General features: G+C 70.4%; 22 protein-coding genes. 17 read left to right on the top strand and 5 right to left on the bottom strand.

Features of this window, described 5'->3' with window-relative positions:
• Positions 1-48: 48 nt before the first annotated feature.
• Positions 49-519 (bottom strand): MGMT family protein, encoded by a 471-nt coding sequence (locus EXE41_RS03215; protein WP_086216584.1) that lies wholly within the window; start codon positions 517-519, stop codon positions 49-51.
• 130 nt (positions 520-649) lie between these two features.
• On the opposite strand from EXE41_RS03215, the gene trpC reads away from it, so the two are divergent.
• From trpC to EXE41_RS03185, 6 genes are all read left to right on the top strand, one after another.
• Positions 650-1,504: an indole-3-glycerol phosphate synthase gene (gene trpC, locus EXE41_RS03210; RefSeq protein ID WP_137690276.1), complete on the top strand. Its 855-nt coding sequence runs from the start codon at positions 650-652 to the stop codon at positions 1,502-1,504.
• Positions 1,501-2,814, top strand: a complete 1,314-nt coding sequence (trpB, locus tag EXE41_RS03205; RefSeq protein WP_049929566.1) for a tryptophan synthase subunit beta — start codon at positions 1,501-1,503, stop codon at positions 2,812-2,814. The genes trpC and trpB overlap by 4 nt, the downstream gene beginning before the upstream one ends.
• Positions 2,815-3,669: a tryptophan synthase subunit alpha gene (gene trpA, locus EXE41_RS03200; protein ID WP_086220104.1), complete on the top strand. Its 855-nt coding sequence runs from the start codon at positions 2,815-2,817 to the stop codon at positions 3,667-3,669.
• A gap of 85 nt (positions 3,670-3,754) precedes the next feature.
• Positions 3,755-4,546, top strand: coding sequence for a 2-amino-3,7-dideoxy-D-threo-hept-6-ulosonate synthase (locus tag EXE41_RS03195; protein ID WP_049929569.1), 792 nt, complete (start codon positions 3,755-3,757; stop codon positions 4,544-4,546).
• Between the two features lie 96 nt (positions 4,547-4,642).
• Entirely contained in the window at positions 4,643-5,815 is a 1,173-nt protein-coding gene (locus tag EXE41_RS03190; RefSeq protein ID WP_094495566.1) for a 3-dehydroquinate synthase II, read from the top strand.
• An 83-nt stretch (positions 5,816-5,898) separates the two neighbouring features.
• A complete protein-coding gene (locus EXE41_RS03185; protein WP_137690275.1) occupies positions 5,899-6,513 on the top strand; it encodes a hypothetical protein in 615 nt (204 codons plus the stop codon).
• 47 nt (positions 6,514-6,560) lie between these two features.
• Here EXE41_RS03185 and EXE41_RS03180 read toward each other — a convergent pair whose 3' ends face one another.
• Positions 6,561-7,277 carry an SDR family NAD(P)-dependent oxidoreductase gene (locus EXE41_RS03180; RefSeq protein WP_137690274.1) on the bottom strand — a complete coding sequence of 239 codons (717 nt, stop codon included), beginning with the start codon at positions 7,275-7,277 and terminating at the stop codon, positions 6,561-6,563.
• 154 nt (positions 7,278-7,431) lie between these two features.
• Here EXE41_RS03180 and EXE41_RS03175 point away from each other — a divergent pair, with 154 nt between their 5' ends.
• The gene (locus EXE41_RS03175) at positions 7,432-8,370 is read left to right on the top strand and encodes a carbohydrate kinase family protein (RefSeq protein ID WP_086215787.1); all 939 of its coding nucleotides are present in this window, start codon (positions 7,432-7,434) and stop codon (positions 8,368-8,370) included.
• Between the two features lie 69 nt (positions 8,371-8,439).
• On the opposite strand, the gene EXE41_RS03170 is transcribed toward EXE41_RS03175, so the two are convergent.
• On the bottom strand, positions 8,440-9,966 hold the full coding sequence (locus EXE41_RS03170) for a carboxypeptidase M32 (protein WP_086215788.1): 1,527 nt from the start codon (positions 9,964-9,966) through the stop codon (positions 8,440-8,442).
• Positions 9,967-10,112: 146 nt separating this feature from the next.
• Here EXE41_RS03170 and EXE41_RS03165 point away from each other — a divergent pair, with 146 nt between their 5' ends.
• From EXE41_RS03165 to EXE41_RS03120, 10 genes are all read left to right on the top strand, one after another.
• The gene (locus tag EXE41_RS03165; protein ID WP_086215789.1) at positions 10,113-11,159 is read left to right on the top strand and encodes a low specificity L-threonine aldolase; all 1,047 of its coding nucleotides are present in this window, start codon (positions 10,113-10,115) and stop codon (positions 11,157-11,159) included.
• A gap of 159 nt (positions 11,160-11,318) precedes the next feature.
• A complete protein-coding gene (locus EXE41_RS03160; protein ID WP_086215790.1) occupies positions 11,319-11,675 on the top strand; it encodes a DUF2209 family protein in 357 nt (118 codons plus the stop codon).
• Positions 11,672-13,030 (top strand): GTPase HflX, encoded by a 1,359-nt coding sequence (gene hflX / locus EXE41_RS03155; protein ID WP_137690273.1) that lies wholly within the window; start codon positions 11,672-11,674, stop codon positions 13,028-13,030. The genes EXE41_RS03160 and hflX overlap by 4 nt, the downstream gene beginning before the upstream one ends.
• Positions 13,031-13,176: 146 nt before the next feature.
• Positions 13,177-15,138 (top strand): acetate--CoA ligase, encoded by a 1,962-nt coding sequence (acs, locus tag EXE41_RS03150; RefSeq protein ID WP_137690272.1) that lies wholly within the window; start codon positions 13,177-13,179, stop codon positions 15,136-15,138.
• A 297-nt stretch (positions 15,139-15,435) separates the two neighbouring features.
• The gene (locus EXE41_RS03145) at positions 15,436-17,229 is read left to right on the top strand and encodes a bacterio-opsin activator domain-containing protein (protein WP_137690271.1); all 1,794 of its coding nucleotides are present in this window, start codon (positions 15,436-15,438) and stop codon (positions 17,227-17,229) included.
• Between the two features lie 92 nt (positions 17,230-17,321).
• Positions 17,322-19,316 carry an acetate--CoA ligase gene (gene acs, locus EXE41_RS03140; RefSeq protein WP_137690270.1) on the top strand — a complete coding sequence of 665 codons (1,995 nt, stop codon included), beginning with the start codon at positions 17,322-17,324 and terminating at the stop codon, positions 19,314-19,316.
• Positions 19,317-19,424: 108 nt separating this feature from the next.
• Positions 19,425-19,925: a DUF4212 domain-containing protein gene (locus EXE41_RS03135; RefSeq protein WP_137690269.1), complete on the top strand. Its 501-nt coding sequence runs from the start codon at positions 19,425-19,427 to the stop codon at positions 19,923-19,925.
• Positions 19,922-21,643: a cation acetate symporter gene (locus EXE41_RS03130; RefSeq protein WP_086215796.1), complete on the top strand. Its 1,722-nt coding sequence runs from the start codon at positions 19,922-19,924 to the stop codon at positions 21,641-21,643. The genes EXE41_RS03135 and EXE41_RS03130 overlap by 4 nt, the downstream gene beginning before the upstream one ends.
• Positions 21,643-22,104 carry a universal stress protein gene (locus tag EXE41_RS03125; protein WP_086215797.1) on the top strand — a complete coding sequence of 154 codons (462 nt, stop codon included), beginning with the start codon at positions 21,643-21,645 and terminating at the stop codon, positions 22,102-22,104. Before EXE41_RS03130 ends, EXE41_RS03125 begins: the two co-directional genes overlap by 1 nt.
• 102 nt (positions 22,105-22,206) lie before the next feature.
• Positions 22,207-22,482: a hypothetical protein gene (locus EXE41_RS03120; protein WP_086215798.1), complete on the top strand. Its 276-nt coding sequence runs from the start codon at positions 22,207-22,209 to the stop codon at positions 22,480-22,482.
• A gap of 22 nt (positions 22,483-22,504) precedes the next feature.
• On the opposite strand, the gene EXE41_RS03115 is transcribed toward EXE41_RS03120, so the two are convergent.
• Positions 22,505-23,161: an NAD(P)-dependent oxidoreductase gene (locus tag EXE41_RS03115; protein WP_049929584.1), complete on the bottom strand. Its 657-nt coding sequence runs from the start codon at positions 23,159-23,161 to the stop codon at positions 22,505-22,507.
• A gap of 92 nt (positions 23,162-23,253) precedes the next feature.
• On the bottom strand, positions 23,254-25,893 hold the full coding sequence (locus tag EXE41_RS03110) for a heavy metal translocating P-type ATPase (RefSeq protein WP_137690268.1): 2,640 nt from the start codon (positions 25,891-25,893) through the stop codon (positions 23,254-23,256).
• Between the last annotated feature and the right edge of the window lie 39 nt (positions 25,894-25,932).

Below are 25,932 nucleotides of genomic sequence, written 5' to 3'. Positions count from 1 at the left end.
CTTCTTATACGCGATACGCCGGTCTCGCGCGCTGACGCCGGGGTGCCGTTACCGAGAGATTCCCTCGACGCGCCGGAGCTCGCTCCGCACGTCGCTCGGCGTCGCGTACGGCCCGCCGCTCACCCGGTGGTCCGGCAGCAGGACCGGGATCGGGTTGTCGGCGAGCGCTCCCGTCACGACCTTCAGGTCGTCCGGGTCGTCGGGGTCGAACCCGCCGAGCCGCGCGAGTCGGCTCACGGAGACCTCCTCGCCGTACGGGACGCTCCGGAGCGCCTCCAGCGCCTCGCGCCGGTCCGTCGGAACCGTGAGGCCGAGCGCGACCTCGGCGAACTCGTCGCGCTCGCCGCCGAGGTACGCGTCGATCCTGTCTAACAGGTCGTGGTCGCCGTCGGCGTCGCCGGGGTGCTCGGCGGGGAACGACACCGAGATGACGCGACCGCCGGCGAACCCGATCTGGACGGTCCGACCGATCTCGTCGAACTGCCGGGCGAAGACGCCGGACGTACCGGACAGGCTCATACCCTTCGTTGGAAGGGTGAATCACTTAAGTCATCGGCACGGGAACGTGTTCGGCTTCTCTGTGAGAAGCTACGGCGTCCCGGCCGCCCCCGCAAGCCTTATGAACAGATACGTACATTAGTGTATAGTAATGGACGATCCAGACGAGCTGGCGCCGGCGGTCAGGTCGATCCTGTCCGGCGCCCGGGAGCGGGCGAGCGCGGCCCGGGGAGCCGACGGGGACATCTCGGTCTCGCCGCGCGACCTCTCGGCCGCGTTCGAACGGGCCGACGCCGAGGACCGCGTCCCGCTTATCGCCGAGGTGAAGCCCACGAGCCCGACGACCGAGGGGAGCCGCGAGGACGACCCCGTCGCGCTCGCGGAGGGGATGGTCGCCGGCGGGGCGGCCGCGCTGAGCGTGCTCACCGAGCCGGGGCACTTCGGCGGGAGCGTCGACACCCTCGAACGCGTGCGCGACGCGGTAGACGTACCGGTCCTCCGGAAGGACTTCGTCGTCGAGGAGGCGCAGCTCGACGCCGTCGAGAGCGACGTGGTCCTGCTCATCGCCCGCTTCGTCGGCGACGACCTCCCGACACTGCTCGAGGCCGCCCGAGACCGGGGATTCCAGGTCCTCGTCGAGGTCCACGACCGGGAAGAGCTGGAGCGCGCGCTCGACGCGGGCGCGACGACGATCGGCGTGAACAACCGCGACCTCGCGGAGCTAGTCGTCGACCTCGGAACCTTCGAGTCCGTGGCGCCCCACGTCCCGGACGAGGTCACGCTGATCGCCGAGAGCGGCATCGGATCGCCCGCCGACGTCTGCCGGATGCGGGCCGCGGGCGCCGACGCGCTGCTCGTCGGGAGCGCGATCATGGAGGGCGACGTGGCGGCGAACACCCGCGAACTGGTGCGGACGGAGGCCGGCGGCGACGAGGCGACCGCGGACGGCGATGACGCGGCGGCCGCGGACGACGACGCGACGGAGACAACGGAGACACCCACATGAGCGAGACCGACACGCGGACGACGGAAGCAACGGACGGCGCGGTGCCCTCGCGGCGACCGGGCCGCGAGCGCGGGCGCGACGACGGGAAGTTCGGCCGGTACGGCGGCCAGTACGTCCCGGAGGCGCTGATGCCCGCCATCGAGGAGCTGGCCGACGCGTACGAGCGCTACGTCCTGAACAACGAGGACGGGTTCATGGACGAGTTCCGCGAGCGGCTCGCGGCGTTCGGCGGGCGGCCGACGCCGCTCCAGCGCGCCGACCGGCTCTCGGAGCGCTACGACACGGAGGTGTTCCTCAAGCGCGAGGACCTCCTCCACGGCGGCGCCCACAAGCTGAACAACGCGCTCGGGCAGGTCCTCTTGGCGAAGTACATGGGCAAAGAGCGCATCATCGCGGAGACGGGCGCCGGCCAGCACGGCACCGCGACGGCCATGGCGGCCGCGCACCTGGACATGCCCTGTACGATCTACATGGGCGAGCGCGACATCAACCGCCAGCGCCCCAACGTGTTCCGGATGAAGCTCAACGGGTCGGAGGTCAAGCCCGTCACCACCGGGCGCGGCACCCTCAAAGAGGCCATCTCCGAGACGATGCGCGACTGGGCGGAGACCGTCGAGGACACCCACTACGTGATCGGGTCGATCGTCGGCCCGCACCCGTTCCCGGTCATGGTCCGCGACTTCCAGGCGGTCATCTCCGAGGAGGCGCGCGAGCAAGCGATCGAAAAGACGGGCGGGCTCCCGACCGACGTGGTCGCCTGCGCGGGCGGCGGGTCGAACACGATGGGCACGTTCGCCGACTTCGTCGACGACGAGTCCGTCGCCCTCCACGCGGTCGAGGCGGGCGGCTCCACCCTCGAAGTCGACGAGGAGGAGGGCGTCGCGCCGAACTCCGCGTCGCTGTACGCGGGCGACGAGGGCGTCCTCCACGGGGCGCGGACGAAGCTGCTCCAGGACTCGGACGGGCAGATCATGGAGAGCCACTCCGTCTCCTCCGGGCTCGACTACGCCGGCGTCGGTCCGGAGCTCGCGTACCTCGTCGACGAGGGCCGCGTCGACCCGGTCGCGGTCGACGACGACGCCGCCTTGGAGGGGTTCCACCGGCTCTCGAACACGGAGGGGATCATCCCGGCGCTGGAGACGGCGCACGCGTTCGGCTACCTCGAGGAGCACCACGAGGACCTCGGCGAGCGCGTGATCGTGAACGTCTCGGGGCGCGGCGACAAGGACCTCGACGCCGCCATCGAGGAGACCGACCAGCGGGACGTGCCGAACGCGCCGGACATGTCGATGTTCACGGAGGGAATCTGAATGGGGGAGCCCGCCAACTCCTCGGCGATCGCCGCGGCGTTCGCGGACGGCCCGGCCTACGTCCCGTACCTCGTCGTCGGCGATCCGGACTACGAGTCGTCGAAGGCGTACGTCGAGGCGCTCGACCGCGGCGGCGCGGACGTGATCGAGCTCGGCCTCCCCTTCTCCGAGCCGATCGCGGAGGGGTCGACGATACAGGAGGCGCTCGTCCGCTCGCTCGACGCGGGGATGACGCCGGGGCGGTTCTTCGCGTTCGCGGAGGACCTCGACGTGGACGCCGCGTTAGTCTGTATGACGTACTACAATCTCATTTACCAGTACGGTGAGGGCGAGGGACCGCGGCCCTTCGTCGAGCGCGCCGCCGCGGCCGGGATTCAGGGCCTCGTCGTCCCCGACCTGCCGGCCGAGGAGGCGGACCCGCTGCGCGAGGCCTGCGACGAGTTCGGGCTCGACCTCGTCTTCATCGTCGCGCCGACGACGCGCGCGGACCGCCTCGACCGGCTCATGGAGCGCGTCTCGGGCTACGTGTACGTCCAGGCCCGGCTCGGGACGACCGGCGCCCGGGACGACGTCTCAGACCAGACCACGGCGAGCCTCGACCGGCTCCGCGAGTACGACGTGCCGAAGGCGGTCGGGTTCGGCATCTCGTCCGGCGAGCACGCCGAGCGGATCGTCGCTGGCGGCGCCGACGGGATCATCGTCGGCTCCGCGCTGGTCGACATCGTCGCCGAGGGCGTCGCGGAGGACCTCCCGACCGCGGCGGTCGCCGACCGGCTGGAGGCGCTCTCCCGCGAACTGACCGAGGGCGCGGAGCGCGGCCGCCGCTCGCGGGCCGAGGCGACAGAGTCGGTCTGATCCCGGCGCCTCGGAGCCAATACGTCCCCGAACGAAACCCACTTACCTACGATTGCCACACTCTCACACAACGACCCACCCCACTATGACAGCAGGACTCTCGGCACGACTCGACCGCATCTCCACGAACGACCGCTACCTGATCGTCCCGATGGACCACGGGATCACGATGGGCGCCGTCGAGGGGCTCGTCGACATCGAGTCGACGATCGACGGCGTCACCAGCGGCGGGGCGGACGCGGTGCTCACCCAGCGCGGGATCGCGGAGCGCGTCCACCCGAACAAGAACGACGCGGGGTACATCGTCCACCTCAACGGCTCGACGACGATCGGCCCCGACGAGAGCGACAAGCGCGTCACCGGCACGGCGGCGGACGCGGTCCGGGCCGGCGCCGACGCCGTCTCCTTCCACATCAACGTCGGCTCGGAGTACGAGCCGAACCAGATCGAGGACCTCGCGGAGCTGACCGCCGACGCGGAGCGGCTGGGGCTCCCCGTCCTCGCGATGGCGTACGCCCGCGGCCCGGGCGTCGACGAGTCCGATCCGGAGGCCCTCGGACACGCCGTCAGGCTCGCCGAGGAGCTCGGCGCCGACGTGGTGAAGACCGGGTATTCGGGCGACGGCGACTCGTTCGCCCGCGTGACGGAGTCGACGCGGCTCCCCGTCGTCATCGCCGGCGGCTCGAAGGGCACCGACCGGGAGACGGTCGAGATGGTACGCGGCGCGATGGACGGCGCCGCCGCCGGGGTGTCGATGGGGCGGTCGATCTTCCAGCACGACGACCCGGAGGGGATCGCGAGAGCGGTGTCGGCGGTCGTCCACGACGACGCCGGCGTCGACGAGGCGCTGCGGGCGGGCGGGTTCGTCGAGGCCTGAGGGCGGGCCGAGCGCCCGCGGTCGACCGTGCGAGATCCGGTCGGACTCCCTGTTCCTTTCGCAGTTTTCAAGCCGCCGCGCCGTGAGGTTCCGACAATGACACGCACGGTCTGGGTCAAAGCCGACGGCGCCGTCGGCGACTGGGAGGCGCGCAAGCGACGGGTCACCGCCGCCATCGAGGCCGGCGCGGACTGGGTGCTCGTCGACGAGGGGGACGTCGGCCGGGTCCGGGAGCTGGGCGACGTGAACGTGGCCGCCTTCCGATCGGACGCGGACGTGATCGACGACGCCGAGAGCGACGCCGAGGCCGACGCGTACTTCGTCGGGAAGGGCGGGGAGGGCGACGGGACGATCGATATGCCGGAGGACCTCTCCGGGTCGGCCGACCTGACCACGCTGCGCCGCCGCGACGACCGCGCGCAGGGCGCATACGTCCGCATCCTCGGCACAGAGTACGAGGCGTTCGCCGAGGCCGCCGCCGACGACGCCGAGTTCACCGTGATCGTGGGCGAGGACTGGTCGATCATCCCGCTGGAGAACCTGATCGCCCGCGTCGGCGAGGAGACCCACCTCGTCGCCGGCGCGACGACGGCCGCGGAGGCCCGGACCGCCTTCGAGACGCTGGAAATCGGCGCCGACGGCGTCCTCCTCGACGCCGACTCACCCGACGAGATCCGCGGCGCGGTCCAGGCCCGCGACGCCGCGGACCGCGAGACGCTCGATCTCCGCTACGCCGAGGTGACCGAGATCGAACAGACCGGGAGGGCCGACCGGGTCTGTATCGATACGGGGTCGCTGATGGACGACAGCGAGGGGATGCTCGTCGGCTCGATGTCTCGCGGGCTCTTCTTCGTCCACGCCGAGACGGCGGAGTCGCCGTACGTCGCCTCGCGGCCGTTCCGCGTGAACGCGGGGGCGGTCCACGCCTACGTCCGCAACTCGGAGGGCGGCACCAACTACCTCGCCGAACTGTCGAGCGGCGACGAGGTCCAGGTCGTCGACACGGACGGCCACACCCGCGAGGCGGTCGTGGGCCGGGTAAAGATCGAGAAGCGCCCGATGTTCCGGATCCAAGCGGAGATCGAGACGGAGGACGGGACCGACCGGATCGAGACGCTCATCCAGAACGCCGAGACGGTGAAGATCGCGACGGGCGAGGGCCGCAAGGCCGTCACCGAGGTCGAGCCGGGCGACGAGGCGCTCGTCTACTACGAGGACGTCGCGCGCCACTTCGGCGAGGCCGTCGAGGAGAGCATCATCGAGAAGTGACCGCCGCGGCGGCGGTCGCGGCGGAAACCGGCCGCGTTCGTGTCGACCAGAACGCATTTTAGAGTTGATTGTTATCAGACGGCATGGCAGTCGCTAACGAGACCAATCGCCGCATCGTCGAACAGGGGTTCGTCGATCGAGTCCAACACCTCGCCCGGGCCGCGAATCCGGCGTTCGCGGCCGGGAGCCTCCTCGTCCCGCTGGCGTTCCTCGGGGCGAGCCTCGCGCTCGGGAGCACCGAACTGCTCTTTTACACGCACGTCGCGGCCGGGGCGGTCTGGTTCGGGTTCGCGCTGATCTTCCCGGCGATCATCGGTCCGACGCTCGGTGGTCTCGGCGAGGAGGCGTCGGCCGCGGTCACGACGACGCTGGTGCCGAAGGCGGTCTTCTTCCTCGTCGGCTTCTCGCTGACGACGGTGCTGTCCGGAACGGTGCTGTTGACGCCCGACCTCGGCCTCGGCTACGGCTTCGGCGGCGCGTGGTCGGGGGCCGCGCTCGCGCTCGGCTGGGGGCTGTTCGCGTTCGGGATCGCCGTGCCGCACCGGCTCCAGCTCAGCGCCTACTACGAGACGCTGTCGCCGGATCCGGACGCCTCGCGGCTCGAATCGATCGAGAAGAAGAACCTCGTCGTCGGACTGTTCGAGGGAGCGATGATGCTCGTGCTCATCGTCCTGATGACCGGGTTCCGGCTGGGATAAGCGCGGAGCGAGTGCGGGGACGGCCCCTCGGGGCGTCCGCGTCGCCCTCACCAAGGGACCCGCTCGCGGTCCTTCCAGAGTAGTCCCCCCGGGCTCCCCGGTGCGAACCTGGCAAGCCACACCGGGGTCTCGGCCCCCCTCGACGGCTGGCGGGGCGCACCGTCCCCGCCCATGTCAGTCCGAACCCACCCGGGGGAGGCGGCGTTGGCGATGAGTCCCCGATCGCCGTACTCCCCGTCGAGGTAGGCCGTCAACCCTCCGAGACCGACCTTCGACAGCCGGTACGGCGGATACTCGCCCTCCATTCGTCCCTCCGTGAAGCGTCCGAGGCCCGACGACATGGAGACCACGCGCCCGCCGGGGCCGTCCAGAAGCAGCGGCAGCGCCCGCTTCGTCAGCAGGACCGGGCCGCGGAGGTTCACGGCCATCGTCCGGTCGAAGTCGGCCTCGTCCATCTCGTGAAGCGGTCCCGACCGGGAGAAGATCCCGGCGTTGTTCACCAGAACGTCCAACGACCCCCGCTCTCGTTCGATCCGGTCGACCGCCGCCCGGATCTGCCCGTCGTCGGTCACGTCCAGTTCGACGGCGCGCTGGTCCGCCGCGGTGACGTCGTTCGGGTCTCTGGCCCCGGCGTACACGGTCGCTCCCAGTTCCGCGAGACCCGCGGCGATCTCGGCTCCGATACCGCGGTTCGCGCCCGTGACGAGGGCGACGTCGTCGGTCAGATCCGGCTTGAGGTCGATCTCGGGCTGCGGCTGCGACATATGGATTGGAGACGCCCTCCGGCCGGAAATATCCCACAGCCGGACGCACGCTCGGTCTCGGCCATGGGTGGCCGGATCGCGGGCGCGGCTGAGGGGGAATCGAGTGGATAGATTCATGCGGGTACCGCTACAGCGTAGCGAACACGGTGCGACAGTGAGTGACAGCGACCGAGGAGTGGCGGTCGTCGGCGACACGACGGTCGACCTCTACCCCACGGACGGCGGACCGATCGCGCCCGGGAGCGGCTTCGAGTGGCACGTCGGCGGCACGGCGACGAACGCCGCCCGATGGGCCGCTGCGGCCGGCTGCGAGGTCGACCTCGTCACGAACGTCGGGACCGACGTGCTCGGAGCGGCCGCCGCCGGGGACCTCGCGAACGGCCCGGTCGGCACGGAACGCCTCGCGCGGGTCGACGCGCCGTCACCGCTGACGCTGTACGCCGGGGCGGCGGGCGACGAGGAATGGAACGCGTGGGTGGCCGGAAGCTGTTACGGGTTCACACCGCCGGAGGATCCAGCGTCGTTCGCGGCCTCGTACGAGTGGATCCTGCTGGAGGGAGTCACGCTGCCGGCCGCGGTGAACGGGGCGACGGTCCGCCGCCTCGCCGCGGCGGCCGCGGAGCGCGGCACCCGCGTCGCGTTCGACCTCAACGGGCGTCCGAACCAGTGGTCGGGCCCGGAAGAGTACCGAGACGCGCTGCGAGAGGTCCTCCCGCGCTGCGACCTACTGTTCGCCGGGACGGACGACCTCGGGGTGGCCGGCGTCGAGCCGACGCCGGCGGGCCTGCTCGAACTGCTCCCGGCGGACCACTCCGCGACGGCGTTCGTCACCGACGGCGGCGACGCGACGCGGGTGATACGGATCGACGACGGGGCCGTCACGAAGCGCGTGCCCGTCGCTCCCCCCTCGGCGACGGTTGCCACACCGGCCGGCGCCGGCGACGCGTTCGCGGGCGCTGTCCTCGCCGCGCGGCACGGCGGCGCGTCGGACCTCCGCCGGCTGGCGACGGTCGGCAACGCCGCGGGGGCGGCCGCAGTGGAGACCGTCGGCGCGTTCAACGCGGACGCCGCCGCGACGGACCGGTCGTTCTGACGCACGAGCGCGTCCCGCCGAGGACCGTCGACGGTGGAAAAAAGCGGGTTCGGAGCGCTCGACGGCGCCTCAGATCCCGTACAGCTCGCCGTACTTCTCGTCGACGTAGTCGAGGAAGGCGTCGGCGGAGAAGTCCTCGCCGGTCGCGCGCACCACCAGTTCGTTCGTCTCGTAGCGGGCGCCGTGCCGGTGGACGTTCTCGCCGAGCCAGTCGCGGAGGTCGCCGAACTCGCCCTCGGCGATCTTCGCGTCGAGGTCGTCGATCTCGGCCTCGGCGGCCTCGAACAGCTGCGCGGCCATCACGGAACCGAGCGAGTAGGTCGGGAAGTAGCCGAAGTTGCCGTGGCTCCAGTGGATGTCTTGGAGACACCCCTCCGCGTCGTTCTCGGGACGGATACCGAGGTACTCCTCGTACTTGTCGTTCCAGACCTCGGGCACGTCCTCGACGTCGAGGTCGCCGCGGATCAGGTCGCGCTCGATCTCGAACCGGACGACGATGTGGAGGTGGTAGGTGAGCTCGTCGGCCTCGACGCGGATGAGATTGTCCTCGTACACCTGGTTGAACGCCTCGTAGGCGTCGCGGACCGTCGCGTCCTCGGTCTGCGGGAAGTGCTCCTGGAAGACGGGAAGGAACTCCTGCCAGAACGCCTCGCTCCGGCCGACGTGGTTCTCCCAGAGTCGCGACTGCGACTCGTGGACCGAGAGGTCGCGCGACGTGCCCAGCGGCGTGCCGAAGTGCTCCTGCGGGAGCCCGAGGTTGTACTGCGCGTGGCCGAACTCGTGGATCGTCGAGCCGACCGCGCCGAGCGGGTCGGTCTCGTCGAACCGGGTCGTCACCCGGCAGTCGAACTGGTTCCCGGACGTGAACGGGTGTGAGGAGACGTCGAGACGGCCGCGGTCGAAGTCGTAGCCGACGAGCTCGAGCGCCTCTCGCGAGAGCGACTCCTGCTCGTCCTCGGGGAAGGTCCCCTCGAAGGTGTCGACGGCGAGGTCGACATCGGACGCGCGGATCTCCTCGATCATCGGGACGAGCGCCTCGCGGAGCTCGGTGAGGATCGACTCCGCGCGCTCCATCGAGAGGCACGGCTCGAACTCCTCGAAGAGGACCTCGTAGGGGTCCCGGTCGGGGTCGATGTGCTCCGCGTACTCCCGCTTCAGCTCGACGTGTTTCTCCAGGTACGGCGCGAAGGTCTCGAAGTCGTTCTCGGCCTTCGCCTCCTCCCACGCCTGAAGCGCCTCGGAGCCCGTCTCGGAGATCTCCTCGACGAGTTCGACCGGGACGGCGTCGGCGCGCTCGTACTCGCGGCGGACCTCCCGGACGACCGCGGCCTGCTCGTCCGTGAGGTCGGCGTCGTCGAGTTCGTCGAGCAGTTCGCCCGTCTCGTCGGCGGTGACCATGTCGTGGTGGACCGAGGAGAGCGCCGAGAGCTGCTTCGACCGCGCGGGCGTGCCGCCCTCGGGCATCATCACCTGCTGGTCCCAGCCGAGGACGCCGGAGGCGCTCCCGACCGCGTTCCACCGCTGGACGCGGTCGAGGAGCGCGCCGTAGGCGTCCGGTGCGTCGGCTGCGTCGTCTGTCGCGGCTTCCGTTGCCATACGTCACGGATCGATCCCGGTCAATAAGAAGGGACCGAACGCGGAACCGACCGCGCCGAGCGCGGATCTCCCTCCCCGCGTTCGCTGCGCCGCTCGCTCGCCGAGCGCGGGATATATGCCCGGCGCCGCGGTAGGGCCTACAACAGATGTCCGACGACGAGTTCATCGACCTGCGGTCCGACACCGTCACGACGCCCTCCGAGGAGATGCGCGACGCGGCCGCGACCGCCGAGGTCGGCGACGACGTGTACCGCGACGACCCGACGGTCAACGAGTTAGAGCGCCAGGCCGCCGACGCGGTCGGCACCGAGGCCGCGCTGTACGTCCCCTCTGGGACGATGGCCAACCAGATCGCGGTCCACGCGCACACGGAGCCGGGCCAAGAGCTCCTCTTGGAGCGCGAGTCGCATATCTACCGCTGGGAGCTGGCGGGGGCGGCGAAGCTCTCCGGCGTCCAGACGCGGACGATAGACGCCGGCGAGCGGTGCGTCCCGACCCCCGAGGCGGTCCGCGAGGGGCTCGTCGACGAGGACCTCCACCGCCCCGGGACCGGTCTCCTCACCGTGGAGAACACCCATAACTACCGCGGCGGGATCGCGGTCCCGGTCGACCAGATCGCGGCTGCGGCCGAGGCCGCCCGCGAGGCCGACGTGCCGGTCCACCTCGACGGCGCGCGTGTCTTCAACGCCGCGGTCGCGCTCGGCGTCGACGCGAGCGAGATCGTCGCCCACGCCGACAGCGTCACGTTCTGTCTCTCGAAGGGGCTCGGCGCCCCAGTCGGCTCGATCCTCGCCGGCGACGAGGCGTTTATCGAGGACGCCCGCCGGGTCCGCAAGCTGTTCGGCGGCGGGATGCGCCAGGCCGGGATGATCGCCGCGCCGGCGCTCCGCGCGCTGGAGAACGTCGACCGCCTCGCGGAGGACCACGCAAACGCGGAGCGGCTCGCGGCCGGCCTCGACGCGCTCGACGGCGTCGACGCGCCCGCGCCGGACACGAATATCGTCGTTGCGGACACCGAAGCGGCCGGCATCCCGGCCGAGTCGCTCTACGCGGCCTGTAAGGACGCCGGCGTCGGCTGCGTCGAGTTCGACGACTACACGACGCGGTTCACGACTCACCTCGACGTCGACGAGGGCGACGTCGACGAGGCGGTCGACCGCGTCGCGGACGTCGTCGACAGCCTCCGGAACTGACCGTGCCGTTCGGGCCGCCGGGCCGCTCTGCGCGGCGACCCACGAAAACGTTCAATTCGACGGCCCACGTACGGCCTCGCATGGACGCACGAGCAGTCGACGCGAACGCGCGCGCCGGTCGAACGGTGGTGGACGGTTCCCGCCCCTGAGGTCGTCGGCGTGGACATCAGCGGCCGTCACGAGGAGGACGGCGAGTACCTGATGGTCGCGGCCGCGGTCCACGCGCGGATCGACTCCTCCCGGATCCGCTCCGTGGAAGGGATGGGGTTCGCCGCCGCGCGCGAGGGGCCGACGCTGGAGGCGACCGTCGCGCTCGCCGCCGACGCGGTGGGCGACCTCCCCGCGCCGCCCGACGGTCCGATCGTCGCCGAGGGCGGCGAGTTCTACGAGGAGCCGGCCGACCGCGTCGGACTCAGCTTCCAGCCCGAGTTTAAATACGTCGAGAGCATAGGCGAGCGCGAGACAGTGCAGGCAGCACACCACGCCGCGTACGCGGTCCGGGACCTCCTCCGATGAGCGACGGCGCCGGAGTGGGGGCGGCCGACGCCGACTCAGGAACCGACGGACGCCGAGCGGTCGTCGCCAAACGCGTCGACTCCGGTGCGGCCGACCTCTCCGAGATCCGTCAGTTAGCGGCGGCGGCGGGCTACGACGTGGTCGGCGAACTCACCCAGACCCGGACCGAGGATGCCGCGTTCATGTTCGGCGAGGGGAAGGTTGCGGAGCTGCGAGACCTCGTCCGGCGCGCCGACGCTGACGCGGTGATCATCGACAACGACGTGGGGCCGTACCAGACGTTCAACGTCGGCGGGAAGCTCCCCGAAGGCGTCGAGGTGGTCGACCGATTCACGCTCATCCTCGAGATATTCGGCCAGCGCGCGAACACGCGGAAGGCGCAGCTCCAGGTCGAGCTCGCGGAGCTTCGCTACGAGCTCCCCCGGGCGGAGGCGAAGGCGAGCCTCGCGAAGCGCGACGAGCGCCCCGGGTTCATGGGGCTCGGCGAGTACGACGAGAGCGTCGAGCGCGACATCAAACGACAGATATCCGAGATCCGCGACGAGCTGGCGTCGATCGCGGAGAAGGAGGAGGCGCGCCGCGAGCAGCGCCGCGACTCCGGCTTCGACCTCGTCGCGCTCGCGGGGTACACCAACGCCGGGAAGTCGACGCTGATGCGCCGGCTCGCGGCCGAGCTGGCGGTCGACGAGAACGCCGAGCGTCACCGCGACCTCGACACCACCGCGGAGTCGCAGGACATGCTGTTCACGACGCTCGGGACCACGACGCGCCGGGCCGAGATGGAGAAGCGCGACGTGCTGCTGACGGACACGGTGGGGTTCATCGCGGACCTCCCCCACTGGCTCGTGGAGTCGTTCGAGTCGACGCTCGACTCGGTGTACCGCGCCGACCTCGTCCTTCTCGTCGTCGACGCGAGCGAGCCGGTCGAGGCCATGCGCGAGAAGCTCGTCACGAGCCACGACACCCTCTACGAGCGCAACGAGGCCCCGGTCGTCACCGTGTTCAACAAGATCGACCGGCTGGAGCCGGGAGCGCTCGCCGACAAGCGCGCCGCGCTCTCCGGCGTCGCGCCCGACCCGATCGCCGTCTCGGCGAAGACGGGCGCCGGGGTCGCCGAACTCCGCGACCGGGTCGAGGACGAACTTCCCGACTGGGAGCGCGAGCGGCTCGTCCTCCCGGTCTCCGACGAGGCGATGAGCCTCGTCTCGTGGGTCCACGACCACGGGTACGTCGCCGAGGAGACGTACGCGGGCGACCAGGTGACCGTCGACTTCGAGGCGAAGCCCTCGATAGTCGCCCGCGCCCGGGCGAAGGCTGCCGAGATGGCGGCGGCGCCCGCCGAAGAGTCGGCCTGACCGCCGCGGGTCGGGCGCTCGCCGAAGACCGTCCGACCGCCGCCCGGCCCCGCGCAGACCGCTCCGGCCGGACCGTCCTGCCCAGACCGTTTCGCCCGGCGAGCGGTCGGACAAAGTATACGTTCCTCCGCGGGCCATCACGTGGTATGGACGACTCCGGTGGCGGGGGGCGGCTGACAAACGGCGATGAGGACGTCGTCTCGCCGCCGGCCGACTTCCTGGAGCGAGCCGCCGCCGATGACCCGGGTGTGTACGAGCGGTTCGAGCGGGAGGGGCCTGACGCGTGGCGCGCGGCGGCCGACCTCCTGACGTGGGACCGCGAGTACGAGACGGTCCTCGACGACTCCGAGCCGCCGTTCTACGAGTGGTTCCCGGACGGACGGCTCAACGCCGCGGCGAACTGCGTCGACCGCCACTTCGACGACCGCCGGAACCAGCTCGCGATCCGGTGGTTCGGCAAGCGCGGCGAGCGCCGGTCGTACACCTATCTCGACCTCCACCGCGAGGTGAACGCGGTCGCGGCCGGGCTCCGCGACCTCGGCGTCGAGGAAGACGACGTGGTCACGCTGTACCTGCCGATGGTCCCGGAGCTACCGATCGCGATGCTGGCGTGCGCTCGCATCGGCGCGCCGCACAACGTCGTCTTCGCGGGGCTGTCCGCGGAGGCGCTCGCGACCCGGATCGACGCGGCCGACTCCAAGTACCTGATCACCTGCGACGGCTACTACCGCCGCGAGGACGCGTTCAACCAGAAATCGAAGGCGGACAACGCCCGGATCCGCGCCGAGAGCGAGCTGTCGGCCGCCGTCGTCGTCGATCGCCTCGGCGACGAGCTGGCCGTCTCGCTCGGCGACGACGAACACGAATACGGCGCGCTCGTCGACGCGCACGACGGCGAGACCGTCGAGCCGGTCGCCCGGGACGCGACGGATCTGCTGTTCGTGATGTACACCTCGGGCACGACCGGCCGGCCGAAGGGGGTCGAGCACGCGACGGGCGGCTACCTCGCGCACGTCGCGTGGACGACGCGGAAGGTCTTGGACGTGCGCCCGGACGACACCTACTGGTGCGCCGCCGACATCGGCTGGATCACCGGGCACTCCTACGGGGTGTACGGCCCCCTCGCGACCGGGACGACCACGGTGCTGTACGAGGGATCGCCCGACTACCCCGACCGCGACCGCGTCTGGGACCTGATCGAGCGCAACGCGGTGAGCGTCTTCTACACCTCACCGACCGCGATCCGGTCGTTCATGAAGTGGGGCGCGGAGTACCCCGAGTCGCACGACCTCTCGTCGATCCGCCTGCTCGGGACGGTCGGCGAGTCGATCACGCCGAAGGCGTGGCGCTGGTACCGCGAGCACGTCGGCGGCGGCGACGCGCCGGTCGTCGACACGTGGTGGCAGACTGAGACCGGGGCCATCGCGCTTGCCACCCTCCCCGGGATAACCCCCATGAAACCGGGGAAGGTCGGCCCGCCGCTGCCCGGAATCGACGCCCGCGTCGTCGACGAGGACGGCGAGCCGGTCGATCCCGGCGAGTCCGGGTACCTCACGCTCGCGTCGCCGTGGCCCGGAATGTTGCGCGGGCTCCGGGAGGGCGACGAGCGCTACCTCCGGGAGTACTGGCTCAGGGGCGAGGACGGCTGGCGCTACCGGACCGGCGACGGCGCGACCGTCGACGAGGACGGCTACGTCACGATCCTCGGTCGCGTCGACGACGTGATCAACGTCCGCGCCCAGCGGTTCAACACCGGGGAGCTGGAGGCGGCCATCGTCGACGCCGACGGCGTGACCGAGGCCGCCGTCGTCGGCGACGGCGACGGCCGCATCGTGGCGTACGTGACGACGAAGAGCGGCGTCGAGCCCGACGAGGGGCTCCGCGACGCCGTCGCCGACCGGCTGGCGGGGGCGGTCGGCGACGTGGCCCGCCCGGACCGGATCGTGTTCACCCCGGAACTCCCGAAGACGCGCTCCGGGAAGATCATGCGACGGTTGCTGGAGGACATCGCCCGCGGCGAGGAGTTCGGCGACGTGAGCGCGCTCCGGAACCCGGAAGTCGTGGGCGAGATCGAGTCGACCGTCAGAGACGAGAACAGCCGGCCGTAGCTTCGGTCGCCGCCACCCGCCCGCGACGCCGGCGAACGTTCCGCACCGGTCGGCTTCCGTCTGCTGCCACCGACCGTACAGCCCCTTTTGCCGCGTCGGCGTGTCGGGATGTCGGGGTGGGATCGCGTTGGCGAGGGTGCGGGCGGAAGTATTTCGGGAATGCGAGCAGATGCGAAGTACTTCTCCGGAACATCGTTTCCGAACGGAGGAATCTCGCGACGACGCGGTAGCTCAGGGGACCGAGATCCGCGTTTCCGGAACAGTTTTGTTTCGGCTTCTTATTGGTTCCCGAAACGAATGGTCGACGGACTCGACGCGGACGCCTACGACGCGCTCGTCACCGCCGCGGAGACGTATCGAGCGGCGCTCGTCGTCAGGCTGGCGGGCGAGGCCGGCCTCCGGACGGAGGAGATAACCCGCGTCGCCCCGCGACACCTCCACGAGGCGGAGTCGGGCGCCGGCGCGCGGCTCCTCGCGGTACCGGCGGCCGAGGACGGCGAGCGTGAGGACGGAGACGGGGCGCCGCCGGCCGACATCGACGAGCAGATCGACCGCGAGACCGTCGTTCCGGCCTCGTTGGCCGCCGACCTCGTCCGGTACGCGACGAGCGAGGGGCTCGGCGCGGACGACCCGTACGTCGACGTCTCGCCCCGCCGGGTCCAGATGATCGTGCGCGAGACGGCGGCGCGAGCGGCGAATCGCACCGACGCCGCCCCCGAGGAGCGGGTCACGCCGAGCGCCCTCCGGAAGACGTTCGCCAGACGGCACCTCGTCGACCGAGATGTCGACCCGCGCGCCGTCCGCGACGCCGGCGGCTGGGAGTCGCTCGGCACGCTCGACCCGTACCTCGACCCGCTCGACGGGGAGGCGCTGGCGGCCGCCCTCGCCGTCGACGCCGGCGCCGACGCCGACGCCACCGTCGGGCGGACCGGGACGACCGTCCTCCCGGGGTTCGAGGCGCTCACCGAGTCCGGGCCGTCAGACCCCGTCGCCGCCGTCGCCGCCGGGCTGACCGAGGCGGACCGCTGGACAGAGGCGTGGTTCGCCCGTCGGGCGGTCGGGGGCGAGCGGGTCGAGATCGCCGCGACCGCGGGCGTCGACCGGGCGACGCTCGCGGAGCGCGACGTGTCCGCGCGGGGCCCGTGGCAGGACGCGATAGCCGACGAGGCGCCGGTCTCGACCGACGGCCGACAGGAGACCGGCGGCCGGCCCGCGGTCGCGGTGCCGGCGGCCTACGAGGGCGCGGTCCACGGCGCGCTCTGCGTCGTCGCCGCCGCCGCAGACCCGGTCGACGACGCGGAGACGCGTTCGCTCGCGGTCCTCGGACGCTGCCTCGGTCGGCTGATCACCGCGGACCGGTGGCGGGAGCTGCTCCACTCCGACGCGGTCACCGAGGTCGAGTTCCGCGCGACCGACGACGGCGCGTTCCTCGCCCGGGCGAGCGAGCGGCTGGACTGCCGGATCGAACTGGCCTCGACCGTCGACGTCGACGACGAGGTCTCCCGGGCGTACCTCTCCGTCGACGGGGCCGGTCCGCAGGAGTTCGCGACCGTCGTCGAGGAAGTCAGGGGCGTCTCCGACTTCCGCGTGATCGAGACCCGGGAGGACGGGTGTTCGGCGTCGGTGCGCCTCGCGGGCGGGTCGCTCGTCAGGGCGCTCATCGACCACGGGGCGACGGTGCGCGACGCGTCGACCGCAGACGGGCGGGTCCGCGTCGTCGCCGACTTCCCGGAGGGAACGAACGTCAGGCCCGTCGCCGACGGGCTCCGCGACCGGTTCGCGGGCGTCAGGCTGGCGAGCAAGGAGTCGGTCGCGCGCTCGCCGCGCACGGAGTCGGCGCTGCGGGACGGGATCGCCGACCGCTTCACCGACCGCCAGTGGGCCGCGCTGTCGGCGGCGTACCACGGCGGGTACTTCGACTGGCCGCGCGGCAGCACGGCCGAGGAGGTCGCCGACGCGATGGACGTCTCCTCCCCGACGTTCCACAACCACCTCCGAAAGGCCCAGCGCGCCCTGCTCGACGGCGTCTTCGAGGAGGACGGAGATCGGGCCTCCCGCGAGGACGGGAGGATCGTCGGCGCCGACGAGTAGGGGTCGAGGGCGCCTCGCCGGGGTATCCATCACGATTTTTCGTATTTAGCGTCAGCGTTTATATGGTGATATTGGTTGGATACGACCGTACCATGACAGAGGGAGACGGCCAACTGGAAGCGAGATTAGCGGAACAAGAGGTGTTCGAGCCGTCGGAGTCGTTCGTCGAGCAGGCGAACGTCTCCGACCCGGAGATATACGAGGAGTTCGAGGAGAACTGGCCGGAGTGTTGGGAGACGGCCGCCGACCTGCTGGAGTGGGAAACCGACTACGACCGGGTGCTCGACGACGACGACCCGCCGTTCTACGAGTGGTTCACCGGCGGCGAGCTGAACGCGTCGGCGAACTGCCTCGACCGACACCTCGAGGACCGCGGCGACGAGGTCGCCATCGAGTGGGTCGGCGAGCCCGTCGACGAGGACGACCGCTCGTACACCTACGAGGAGCTCCACCGCGAGGTGAACGAGTTCGCCGCCGCCCTTCGGGAGCAGGGCGTCGAGGAGGACGACGTGGTCACGATGTACATGCCGATGATCCCGGAGCTGCCGATCGCGATGCTGGCGTGCGCTCGCATCGGCGCGCCCCACAGCGTCGTGTTCGCCGGGTTCTCGGCCGACGCGCTCGCGACGCGGATGAATGCCGCGGAGTCCGAGTACCTCGTCACCTGCGACGGCTACTACCGCCGCGGCGACCCGCTCGACCACCTCGACAAGGCGAACGAGGGGCTCGCGGGCGTCGACCACGACACCACGACCGTCGTCGTCGACCGGCTCGGGCCGAACGGCGACGACTTCGGTCACGACCTCGGCGGCGACCAGCTCGACTACGGCGACCTCGTCGCGGCCCACGAGGGCGCCGAGGTCGAGCCCGTCACCCGGGACGCCGAGGACATGCTGTTCCTGATGTACACCTCGGGAACCACCGGGAAGCCGAAGGGCGTGAAACACACGACCGGCGGGTACCTCTCGTGGGTGTCGTGGACCTCGCAGTCCGTCCTCGACATCAAGCCGGATGACACGTACTTCTGCTCGGCCGACATCGGGTGGATCACCGGTCACTCCTACATCGTCTACGGGCCGCTCTCGCTCGGCACGACGACGATGATGTACGAGGGGACGCCCGATCACCCCGAGCAGGACCGGCTCTGGGAGATCGTCGAGGAGTACGAGGCGACCCAGCTGTACACGGCGCCCACGGCGATCCGCGCGTTCATGAAGTGGGGCGCCGAGTACCCCGACCGTCACGACCTCTCCTCGCTGCGCCTGCTCGGCACGGTCGGCGAGCCGATCAACCCGCGCGCGTGGAAGTGGTACTACCAGCACATCGGGGACGAGGAGTGCCCGATCGTGGACACGTGGTGGCAGACCGAGACCGGCGGGATGATGGTGACCACGCTGCCCGGCGTCAAGGACATGAAGCCCGGCGCCGCGGGACCGCCGCTGCCGGGGCTCGACGTTCAGATACTCGACACGCTCGGCGAGGCGGTCGAGCCCGGGAAGGCGGGGTACCTCACGGTACAGAAGCCGTGGCCCGGCATGCTCCGGACGCTGTACAACAACGACAAGCGCTACATCGAGGAGTACTGGGCGGAGTACTCCGACACCGACAGCGACGACCCCGACGACTGGGTGTACTTCCCGGAGGACGGGGCGAAGATCGACGAGGACGGCTACATTACCGTCCTTGGCCGCGTGGACGACGTGCTCAACGTCTCCGGCCACCGGCTGGGGACGATGGAGATCGAGTCCGCCATCGTCGGGGTCGAAGGGGTGGCGGAGGCGGCCGTCGTCGGCGGCAATCACGACATCAAGGGCGAGGCGGTGTACGCCTACGTGACGACCGAGGACGGCTACGAGGGCGACGACGAACTCCGCGACGCGATCGTCGCGGGCGTCGAAGACGCCATCGGCCCGATCGCCCGACCCGAGCAGGTCGTGTTCACGCCCGACCTGCCGAAGACCCGATCTGGGAAGATCATGCGCCGCCTGCTGGAGAACATCGCCGACGGCAAGGAGCTCGGGAACACGAGCACGCTTCGGAACCCCGAGATCGTCGAGGAGATCCAACAGAAGGCCGACGCCGAGTAGCGCTCGGCGCACCGTTTTCGATCCGTCTCAGCCACGACCACGACGGACGACGCGACGGCAACTATCACGAAAAACTCAGATAAACAAACTCGCGACTCACGCCAAAACATGACAGATAATACCTCACGCGAACGGGACGACGCGGTCACCGACGGGGGCCGCGCATCCGACGACGCGGTCACCGACGGGGGCCGCGCATCCGACGACGCGGCCACCGACGGGGGCGTCGCCTCTGCCGGAGCCGCACAGACGCACAGGGACACCGACTACCTCAGCGAAGAGGTGAACCTACTGAAACCGAGCACTGCGTACATGCGAGACCATCTCAGGATCGTCTGGGCCGGGTTCATCGTCTGGGCGCTCGCCGTCTTCGGCCCGGTGACACTGACGATGCTCGCTCCGGGGCCGATGACGACGACGACGGTACCGGTGCTCGGGTTCCCCCTCCACTACTTCCTCGTCGCCTTCGGAGCGCCGACGAGCGCCCTCGTCTTGGCGGCCGTCTACGCCCGTCAGCGCGACAAGTTGGATGATAAGTACGGCATCGAACACACCGCCGCGGAGCCCGCGGACTCCGGGAGCGTCGACGACGGGGGGCAGCAGGGATGATGGCCCCGCTTCAAGCCGAGGCGCTCGACATCTCGTTCAAGCTCCTCCCGGCGATCATCGTCTTCCTGATGATGGCCTCGTTCCTCGTCATCGGGTTCGTGTTCAAGGTGGCGGACGCCGAGGGCATGTGGGTCGCCGGCCGGGGTATCGGCAACATCGAGAACGGGATGGCGATCGGCGCCAACTGGATGTCGGCCGCCTCGTATCTCGGCCTCGCGGGGCTAGTCGCGCTGTCCGGATTCTACGGGCTGGCGTTCATCGTCGGCTGGACCACCGGGTACTTCGTCCTGCTCATCTTCCTCGCGGCGCAAATGCGCCGGTTCGGGAAGTACACTGCGCCGGACTTCGTCGCGGACCGGTTCAACTCCCCGATGGCACGCGCGCTGGCCGCGTTCACCACGCTGCTCATCGCGTACGTCTACTCCGTGGGCCAGGCCCGCGGGATGGGGCTCGTCGGCCAGTACGTCTTCGGGCTCGACATCGTCCCGATGATCGTCGTGATGATGACCATAACGGTCGGGTACCTCGCGCTCTCCGGAATGCTGGGCGCGACGAAGAACATGGCCGTCCAGTACGTTATCCTCATCATCGCGTTCCTCGCGGGCGTCTACGTCGTCGGCTTCTCACAGGGCTACTCCACCATACTCCCGCAGATCGAATACGGCACCCTGTTCAGCGAACTCAGCCGGCAGTTCTCCGAACCGTTCATCGGCGGGAACAGCTACTACCTCTGGGTCGCGACGGCGTTCTCGCTCATCGTCGGGACCTGCGGACTCCCGCACGTCTTGGTCCGGTTCTACACGGTCAAAAACGAGCGCACGGCCCGGTGGTCGACGGTCTCGGGGCTGTTCTTCATCATGCTCCTGTACTGGGCCGCGCCGGCGATGGCCGCCTTCGGCGTCGACCTGTTCGCCGCGGTCAACAACCTCTCCCCGGACGCCGTCTACAGCGGTCAACAGGCGATGTCCGGCGCGGAAGGGGACGTTATCGTCGTGCTGGCCGCCCAGTTCGCGAGCCTGCCGCGCTGGTTCGTCGGCCTCGTCGCCGCCGGCGGGATGGCCGCGGCCATCGCGACGACCGCCGGACTGTTCATCACGGCCTCTTCGGCCGTCGCACACGACATTTACTCGGAGCTCATCAACCCCGACGCGACCCAGCGCCAGCAGGTGCTCATCGGGCGGGCGACCATCATCGGCATCGGCGCCCTGGTCACTGTCACCGCGTTCAACCCGCCGGCGCTCATCGGTGAACTCGTCGCCTACGCGTTCTCGCTCGCCGGCACCGTGCTGTTCCCGATGTTCTTCCTCGGGCTCTGGTGGGAGAACACCAATCGCCAGGGGGCCTTGGCCGGGATGTCCGTCGGTCTCCTGCTGTGGATCACTTCGATCATCAACAGCGTCCTGCCCGCCTACCTGGGCTTCCTCGCCGACATCGCCGGTGGCTCCGGACAGGCGATCGTCCCGATCTACGCCCAGTACGTCCCGCCGATCGGCGCTGCTTTAATCGGAACGCCGCTCGTGTTCCTCGTCACGATTTTCGTCTCGATGGCGACGCCAGAACCGCCACTGGAGACCAAGCGGATGGTGCGCCAGTGTCACAGCCCCGAACCGATGGGGCAACAGCAGACCGCCGAGGACGTGGTCGCCGACGGCGGTGAAGACGTCGCGACGGACGGTGGTCGCGCAGTTGACGACGAGACGACGGAGGAGGAGCGATAATGTACGACCGCATCCTCGTTCCCACAGACGGCAGCGACGTCGCGGAGGCAGCGGTCGACCACGCCCTCGACCTCGCGGAGAAGTACGACGCCGAGGTCCACGCGCTGTACGTCGTCGACATCGACTCCGTGAACATCAGCCTCGGGACCGAACAGGTGGACCGAATCAAGCAGGGTCGGTTCGACGAGATGGACGAGCTGAAAGAACAGGCCGAAGCGGCGACCGGCGTCGTCGCCGACCGTGGCGCCGAGCGCGACGTCGACGTCGTCGAACACGTCGCGGGCGGGCGACCCCACAAGGTGATCGCCGACTACGCCGAGAATCACGATATCGACATCATCGTGATGGGGAGCCACGGCCGCGCGGGTGTCCGCCGCGCCCTGCTCGGCAGCGTCACGGAGCGTACCCTGCGCTCGACGCACGTCCCCGTCCTCGTCGTCGACTACCTCGACGAGGACTGAACCCCGAGGTTCGGTTCCTCGCCGACGGACGGATCGACTCGCCGCGCGGTCGACGCCGCGCGATTCCGCAACACCGACGTATCCCACTCAGCCACTCACCATATGCCCGACTCGGACGCCGCGGAGACGCCGGACGACGAGCCGACCGACCCGAGCGTCGCCGACCGCGCCCGGCACGTACTCAGCGAGAACGGCACCGGAATGTTACAGGACCTGCTGTTCGCGCTCGTGTGGGTCGGGCTCGCGTCGTCGCTGTACAACGTCGCCTTCTCGACGGCCCCGCAGTGGGTGCTGTACATGTTCATGCTCGCGGGGATCCCCGCCTACTTCGGCTTCTTCATCTCGCTGGAGATCGCCAAAGAGCAGAGCGCGCGCTAACGCGCCCGATTACTCTCGCCGTTCACCCGGCGAGTTCGCGAATATCACCGACGTCGAGTAACCGCTCGTCCGGATCCAGCGCGGCGCGGTACGTCGCCCGCGCGACCGTGTCCACGGAGAGCGGCCGCGACTCGCCGAGCCGGGACGCGATCGGCCGCGCGCTCGCGACGAACCGGAGGAGGCGGTCGACCACGCCGGGAACGTGCGGCTGTCCCTCCCCGTACACCGGTCCCGGTCGGAGGGTGACGGCGTCGAGGTCGAGGTCGGCGATCCCGGTCTCGGCGCGTCGCTTGGCCGTCAGGAAGGCGTTCCGGACGCCGGGCGGCTTCCCGGCCGCGGAGAGGAAGACGAACGCGTCGACGCCGGCCCGCTCCGCCTCCAGCGCCGCGAGGAGGGCCGCGTCGCCGTTGACGCGCTCGAAGGTCACGCCGTCGGTCGGCGCCTCGGTGAGGGTCCCGACGGCGTGAACCACGGCGTCGACGCCGTCGAGGCGATCGCGCCACGCGTTCGGCCGGAAGAGGTCGGCGCTCGTCCACGAGACGCCGTCGACCCAGTCGGCGGCGAGGTCCGGGCGGCCGCCCCGCGAGACGCTGCGGACCTCGTGGCCGTCGCGGACCGCGAACCGACAGACGCCGCGTCCGATGAACCCGCTGCCGCCGACGACGAGGAGGGTGGACATGCGCCGGCGTACGCTCCGCGCCGTCTTGGGACTTCGGGACGGCGAGCCGAGAGAGTCGGGGAGAGAGCCCGACGAGGGACCGTCGGTGGCGTTCAGCGCCGCAGGAACCCGAGGAGCGCGTAGTCTCCGTCGGGATCGTACCGGCGGAAGGCGAGGCTGTTCGTCAGCACCGACACCGACGAGAACGCCATCGCCCCGGCCGCGAGGGCGGGCTGGAGCAGCCCGAGCGACGCGAGCGGGATCATCGCGGTGTTGTAGCCGAGCGCCCACACGAGGTTCTGTTTGATCTTCCGGAGCGTCGCGTCGGAGACGCGGATCGCCTTCACCACGTCGAGCGGGTCGTCGCGCATCAGCGTCACGTCGGCGGCCTCGATAGCCACGTCGGTCCCGGAGCCGATCGCGGTGCCGACGAACGCGACCGCCAGCGCGGGGGCGTCGTTGACGCCGTCGCCGACCATCATCGCCCGACGGCCGTCGCTCTGGATCGCCTCGACCGCGTCGGACTTGTCCTCGGGGAGGACGCCGGCGCGGACGTTCTCGGGGTCGATGCCGACCTGCTCTGCGACCGCGCGGGCCGTGCGCTCGTTGTCGCCCGTGATCATCATCACGTCGACCCCGCGCTCGCGGAGCTGGCTCACCGCGTCCTTTGCGCTCGGTTTCACCGTGTCCGCGTCGGCGACGACGCCGAGGAGCTCCCCGTCGTCCGCGCCGGCGGGGACCCGCGCGACGAGCATCGCCGTCTTCCCCTCGCGTTCGAGCCGCTCCATCGCGTCCGCCGCGGGCGAGGGGTCGATCCCGGCGTCGCGCAGTAGCTTCCGGTTGCCGACGAGTACCTCGTCGCCGTCGACGGTGGCTTTGACTCCGTGCCCCGGGACGTTCTCGAACGACTCGGGCTCGCCGAGGTCGAGGCCGAGCGCCTCGGCACCGTCGACGATCGCCCGGGCGAGGGGGTGTTCGCTGCCGCGTTCGGCGCTAGCGGCGAGCCGGAGGATCTCGTCTTCGGCCGTCGCCGTCGCGTCGTCCGTCGCCGCCGCGTCGCCGCGCTCGGCGACCGCGCCGCCGTCGGGGACCTCACCGGTCGCGACCACGTCGGTGAGCTCCATCTCGCCCGCCGTGAGCGTTCCCGTCTTGTCGAACACGACCGTGTCGACGTCTTTCGCGCGTTCGAGGACGTCGCCGCCCTTGAACAGGACGCCGTTCCGCGCCCCGATGGTGGTCCCGACCATTGTCGCGGCCGGGGTCGCGAGCCCGAGCGCGCAGGGACACGCGATGAGCACCGACGAGGCGAACACGACGACGGCGAACTCGAACACCGAGATGGTCCCGCCGGTCGAACCGGGTCCGCCCGCGACCTGCCCCCACAGCGGGAGCGAGTCGACGAAGCCCGCGAGCGCCTCGGGGAAGAGGAACCAGACGACGCCCCAGAACAGCGCGTTCGCGATGACCGCGGGCACGAAGTACGCGGAGATCCGGTCCGCGAGGTTCTGGATGTCGGGCTGGCGGGACTGCGCCTCCTTCACCGTCTGAACGATCTGCTGGAGCGCGGTGTCCGCGCCGACCTTCGTCGCCTCGACGACGAGGAGGCCGTTCTCGTTTATCGTCGAGCCGACGACCTCGTCGCCCTCGCCCTTCTCGACCGGGACGGACTCCCCGGTCACCATCGACTCGTCGACCGCGGACTGTCCCTCGACGACGACGCCGTCGGTCGGGATCTGCTCGCCGGGGCGGACCTTCATCCGGTCGCCGACCGCGACCTCGTCGATCGGGACCTCGCGCTCGGTCCCGTCCTCGTCGACGAGGGTCGCGGTGTCGGCCTCCATCTCCAGGAGCTTCCGCAGCGCGTCGCCGGCCTGTCCCTTCGAGCGGGCTTCGAGGTAGTTGCCGAGCGTGATGAAGACGAGGATCAGCGCCGCCGTGTCGAAGTAGACGCTCCCGGCGACCAGATCGAGGAGGACGGCGACGGAGTAAACGTACGCCGTCGACGACCCCAGCGCGATCAGCACGTCCATGTTGGCGCGGCCGTTCGTGACGAGCGCCTTGTACGAGTTCTTGTAGAACGGCCGCCCGAGCACCAGCTGGACCGGCGTCGCGAGCGCGAACTGGACCCAGCCGATCTCGACGCCGAGGACCCGCTCCGGGACGACGGCGCCCCCGAGGAGGAGCTTGTCGGCCATGAAGAACAGCAGCGGCGCGGCCAGAGCGGCGCCGAACAGCGTCAGCCGAAGCTGCTTTCTGATCTCCGCGTTCCGAGCCGCGTCGCGCGCGCTCTCGCCGGAGTCGCCGTCCTCCCCCTCGCCGTTCGAGTCCTCGTCCTCGCGGACCGGCGAGTAGCCCGCGTCCTCGACGGCGTCGTACAGCGCCGCCCGCGAGGTCTCGGCGGGGTTGTATCGGACCTGCGCCTCGTCCGTCGCGTAGTTCACGTCGGCGTCGACGACGCCGGGTACGGACTCGAGGGCGTCGCGGTTGGCGTCCGCGCAGTTCGCGCACGACATGTCGGTGATGGCGACGGTCGCCGTCTCCGAGACCGCCCCGTAGCCCGCGTCCTCGATCGCGTCGTAGATCGCCGCGAGCGACGTCGCCTCCGGGTCGTACTCGACGCTCGCCTCGTCGGTCGCGTAGTTCGCGTCCGCCCGCGAGACGCCGTCCAGCGACTCGACGGCGTCGCCGACCGCCGCCGAGCAGTTGGCGCAGCTCATCCCCGTGATGTCGAGGTGGGTCGTTCTGGCACTCATCTTGGGTACTACTACGGGATACTCCCTTAGTGCGTTTTC

This window comes from Halorubrum sp. SD690R (assembly GCF_005435035.1).
Classification (GTDB): Archaea; Halobacteriota; Halobacteria; order Halobacteriales; family Haloferacaceae; genus Halorubrum; species Halorubrum ezzemoulense.
The sequence above is the reverse complement of the archived record's forward strand: the minus strand, read 5'-3'. Positions and strand labels throughout refer to the sequence as shown.

What these genes read in the sequence shown, in the direction of transcription:
- EXE41_RS03190 (WP_094495566.1), top strand. Translation starts at nt 4,643, where the DNA reads ATGACACGCACGGTCTGGGTCAAAGCCGACGGCGCCGTCGGCGACTGG.
- EXE41_RS03120 (WP_086215798.1), top strand. Translation starts at nt 22,207, where the DNA reads ATGCCCGACTCGGACGCCGCGGAGACGCCGGACGACGAGCCGACCGAC.
- acs (WP_137690270.1), top strand. Translation starts at nt 17,322, where the DNA reads ATGACAGAGGGAGACGGCCAACTGGAAGCGAGATTAGCGGAACAAGAG.
- EXE41_RS03135 (WP_137690269.1), top strand. Translation starts at nt 19,425, where the DNA reads ATGACAGATAATACCTCACGCGAACGGGACGACGCGGTCACCGACGGG.
- EXE41_RS03145 (WP_137690271.1), top strand. Translation starts at nt 15,436, where the DNA reads ATGGTCGACGGACTCGACGCGGACGCCTACGACGCGCTCGTCACCGCC.
- EXE41_RS03115 (WP_049929584.1), bottom strand. Translation starts at nt 23,161, where the DNA reads ATGTCCACCCTCCTCGTCGTCGGCGGCAGCGGGTTCATCGGACGCGGC.
- EXE41_RS03125 (WP_086215797.1), top strand. Translation starts at nt 21,643, where the DNA reads ATGTACGACCGCATCCTCGTTCCCACAGACGGCAGCGACGTCGCGGAG.
- trpC (WP_137690276.1), top strand. Translation starts at nt 650, where the DNA reads ATGGACGATCCAGACGAGCTGGCGCCGGCGGTCAGGTCGATCCTGTCC.
- trpB (WP_049929566.1), top strand. Translation starts at nt 1,501, where the DNA reads ATGAGCGAGACCGACACGCGGACGACGGAAGCAACGGACGGCGCGGTG.
- EXE41_RS03165 (WP_086215789.1), top strand. Translation starts at nt 10,113, where the DNA reads ATGTCCGACGACGAGTTCATCGACCTGCGGTCCGACACCGTCACGACG.
- EXE41_RS03130 (WP_086215796.1), top strand. Translation starts at nt 19,922, where the DNA reads ATGATGGCCCCGCTTCAAGCCGAGGCGCTCGACATCTCGTTCAAGCTC.
- EXE41_RS03215 (WP_086216584.1), bottom strand. Translation starts at nt 519, where the DNA reads ATGAGCCTGTCCGGTACGTCCGGCGTCTTCGCCCGGCAGTTCGACGAG.
- EXE41_RS03110 (WP_137690268.1), bottom strand. Translation starts at nt 25,893, where the DNA reads ATGAGTGCCAGAACGACCCACCTCGACATCACGGGGATGAGCTGCGCC.
- EXE41_RS03170 (WP_086215788.1), bottom strand. Translation starts at nt 9,966, where the DNA reads ATGGCAACGGAAGCCGCGACAGACGACGCAGCCGACGCACCGGACGCC.
- hflX (WP_137690273.1), top strand. Translation starts at nt 11,672, where the DNA reads ATGAGCGACGGCGCCGGAGTGGGGGCGGCCGACGCCGACTCAGGAACC.
- trpA (WP_086220104.1), top strand. Translation starts at nt 2,815, where the DNA reads ATGGGGGAGCCCGCCAACTCCTCGGCGATCGCCGCGGCGTTCGCGGAC.
- EXE41_RS03185 (WP_137690275.1), top strand. Translation starts at nt 5,899, where the DNA reads ATGGCAGTCGCTAACGAGACCAATCGCCGCATCGTCGAACAGGGGTTC.
- EXE41_RS03180 (WP_137690274.1), bottom strand. Translation starts at nt 7,277, where the DNA reads ATGTCGCAGCCGCAGCCCGAGATCGACCTCAAGCCGGATCTGACCGAC.
- EXE41_RS03195 (WP_049929569.1), top strand. Translation starts at nt 3,755, where the DNA reads ATGACAGCAGGACTCTCGGCACGACTCGACCGCATCTCCACGAACGAC.
- acs (WP_137690272.1), top strand. Translation starts at nt 13,177, where the DNA reads ATGGACGACTCCGGTGGCGGGGGGCGGCTGACAAACGGCGATGAGGAC.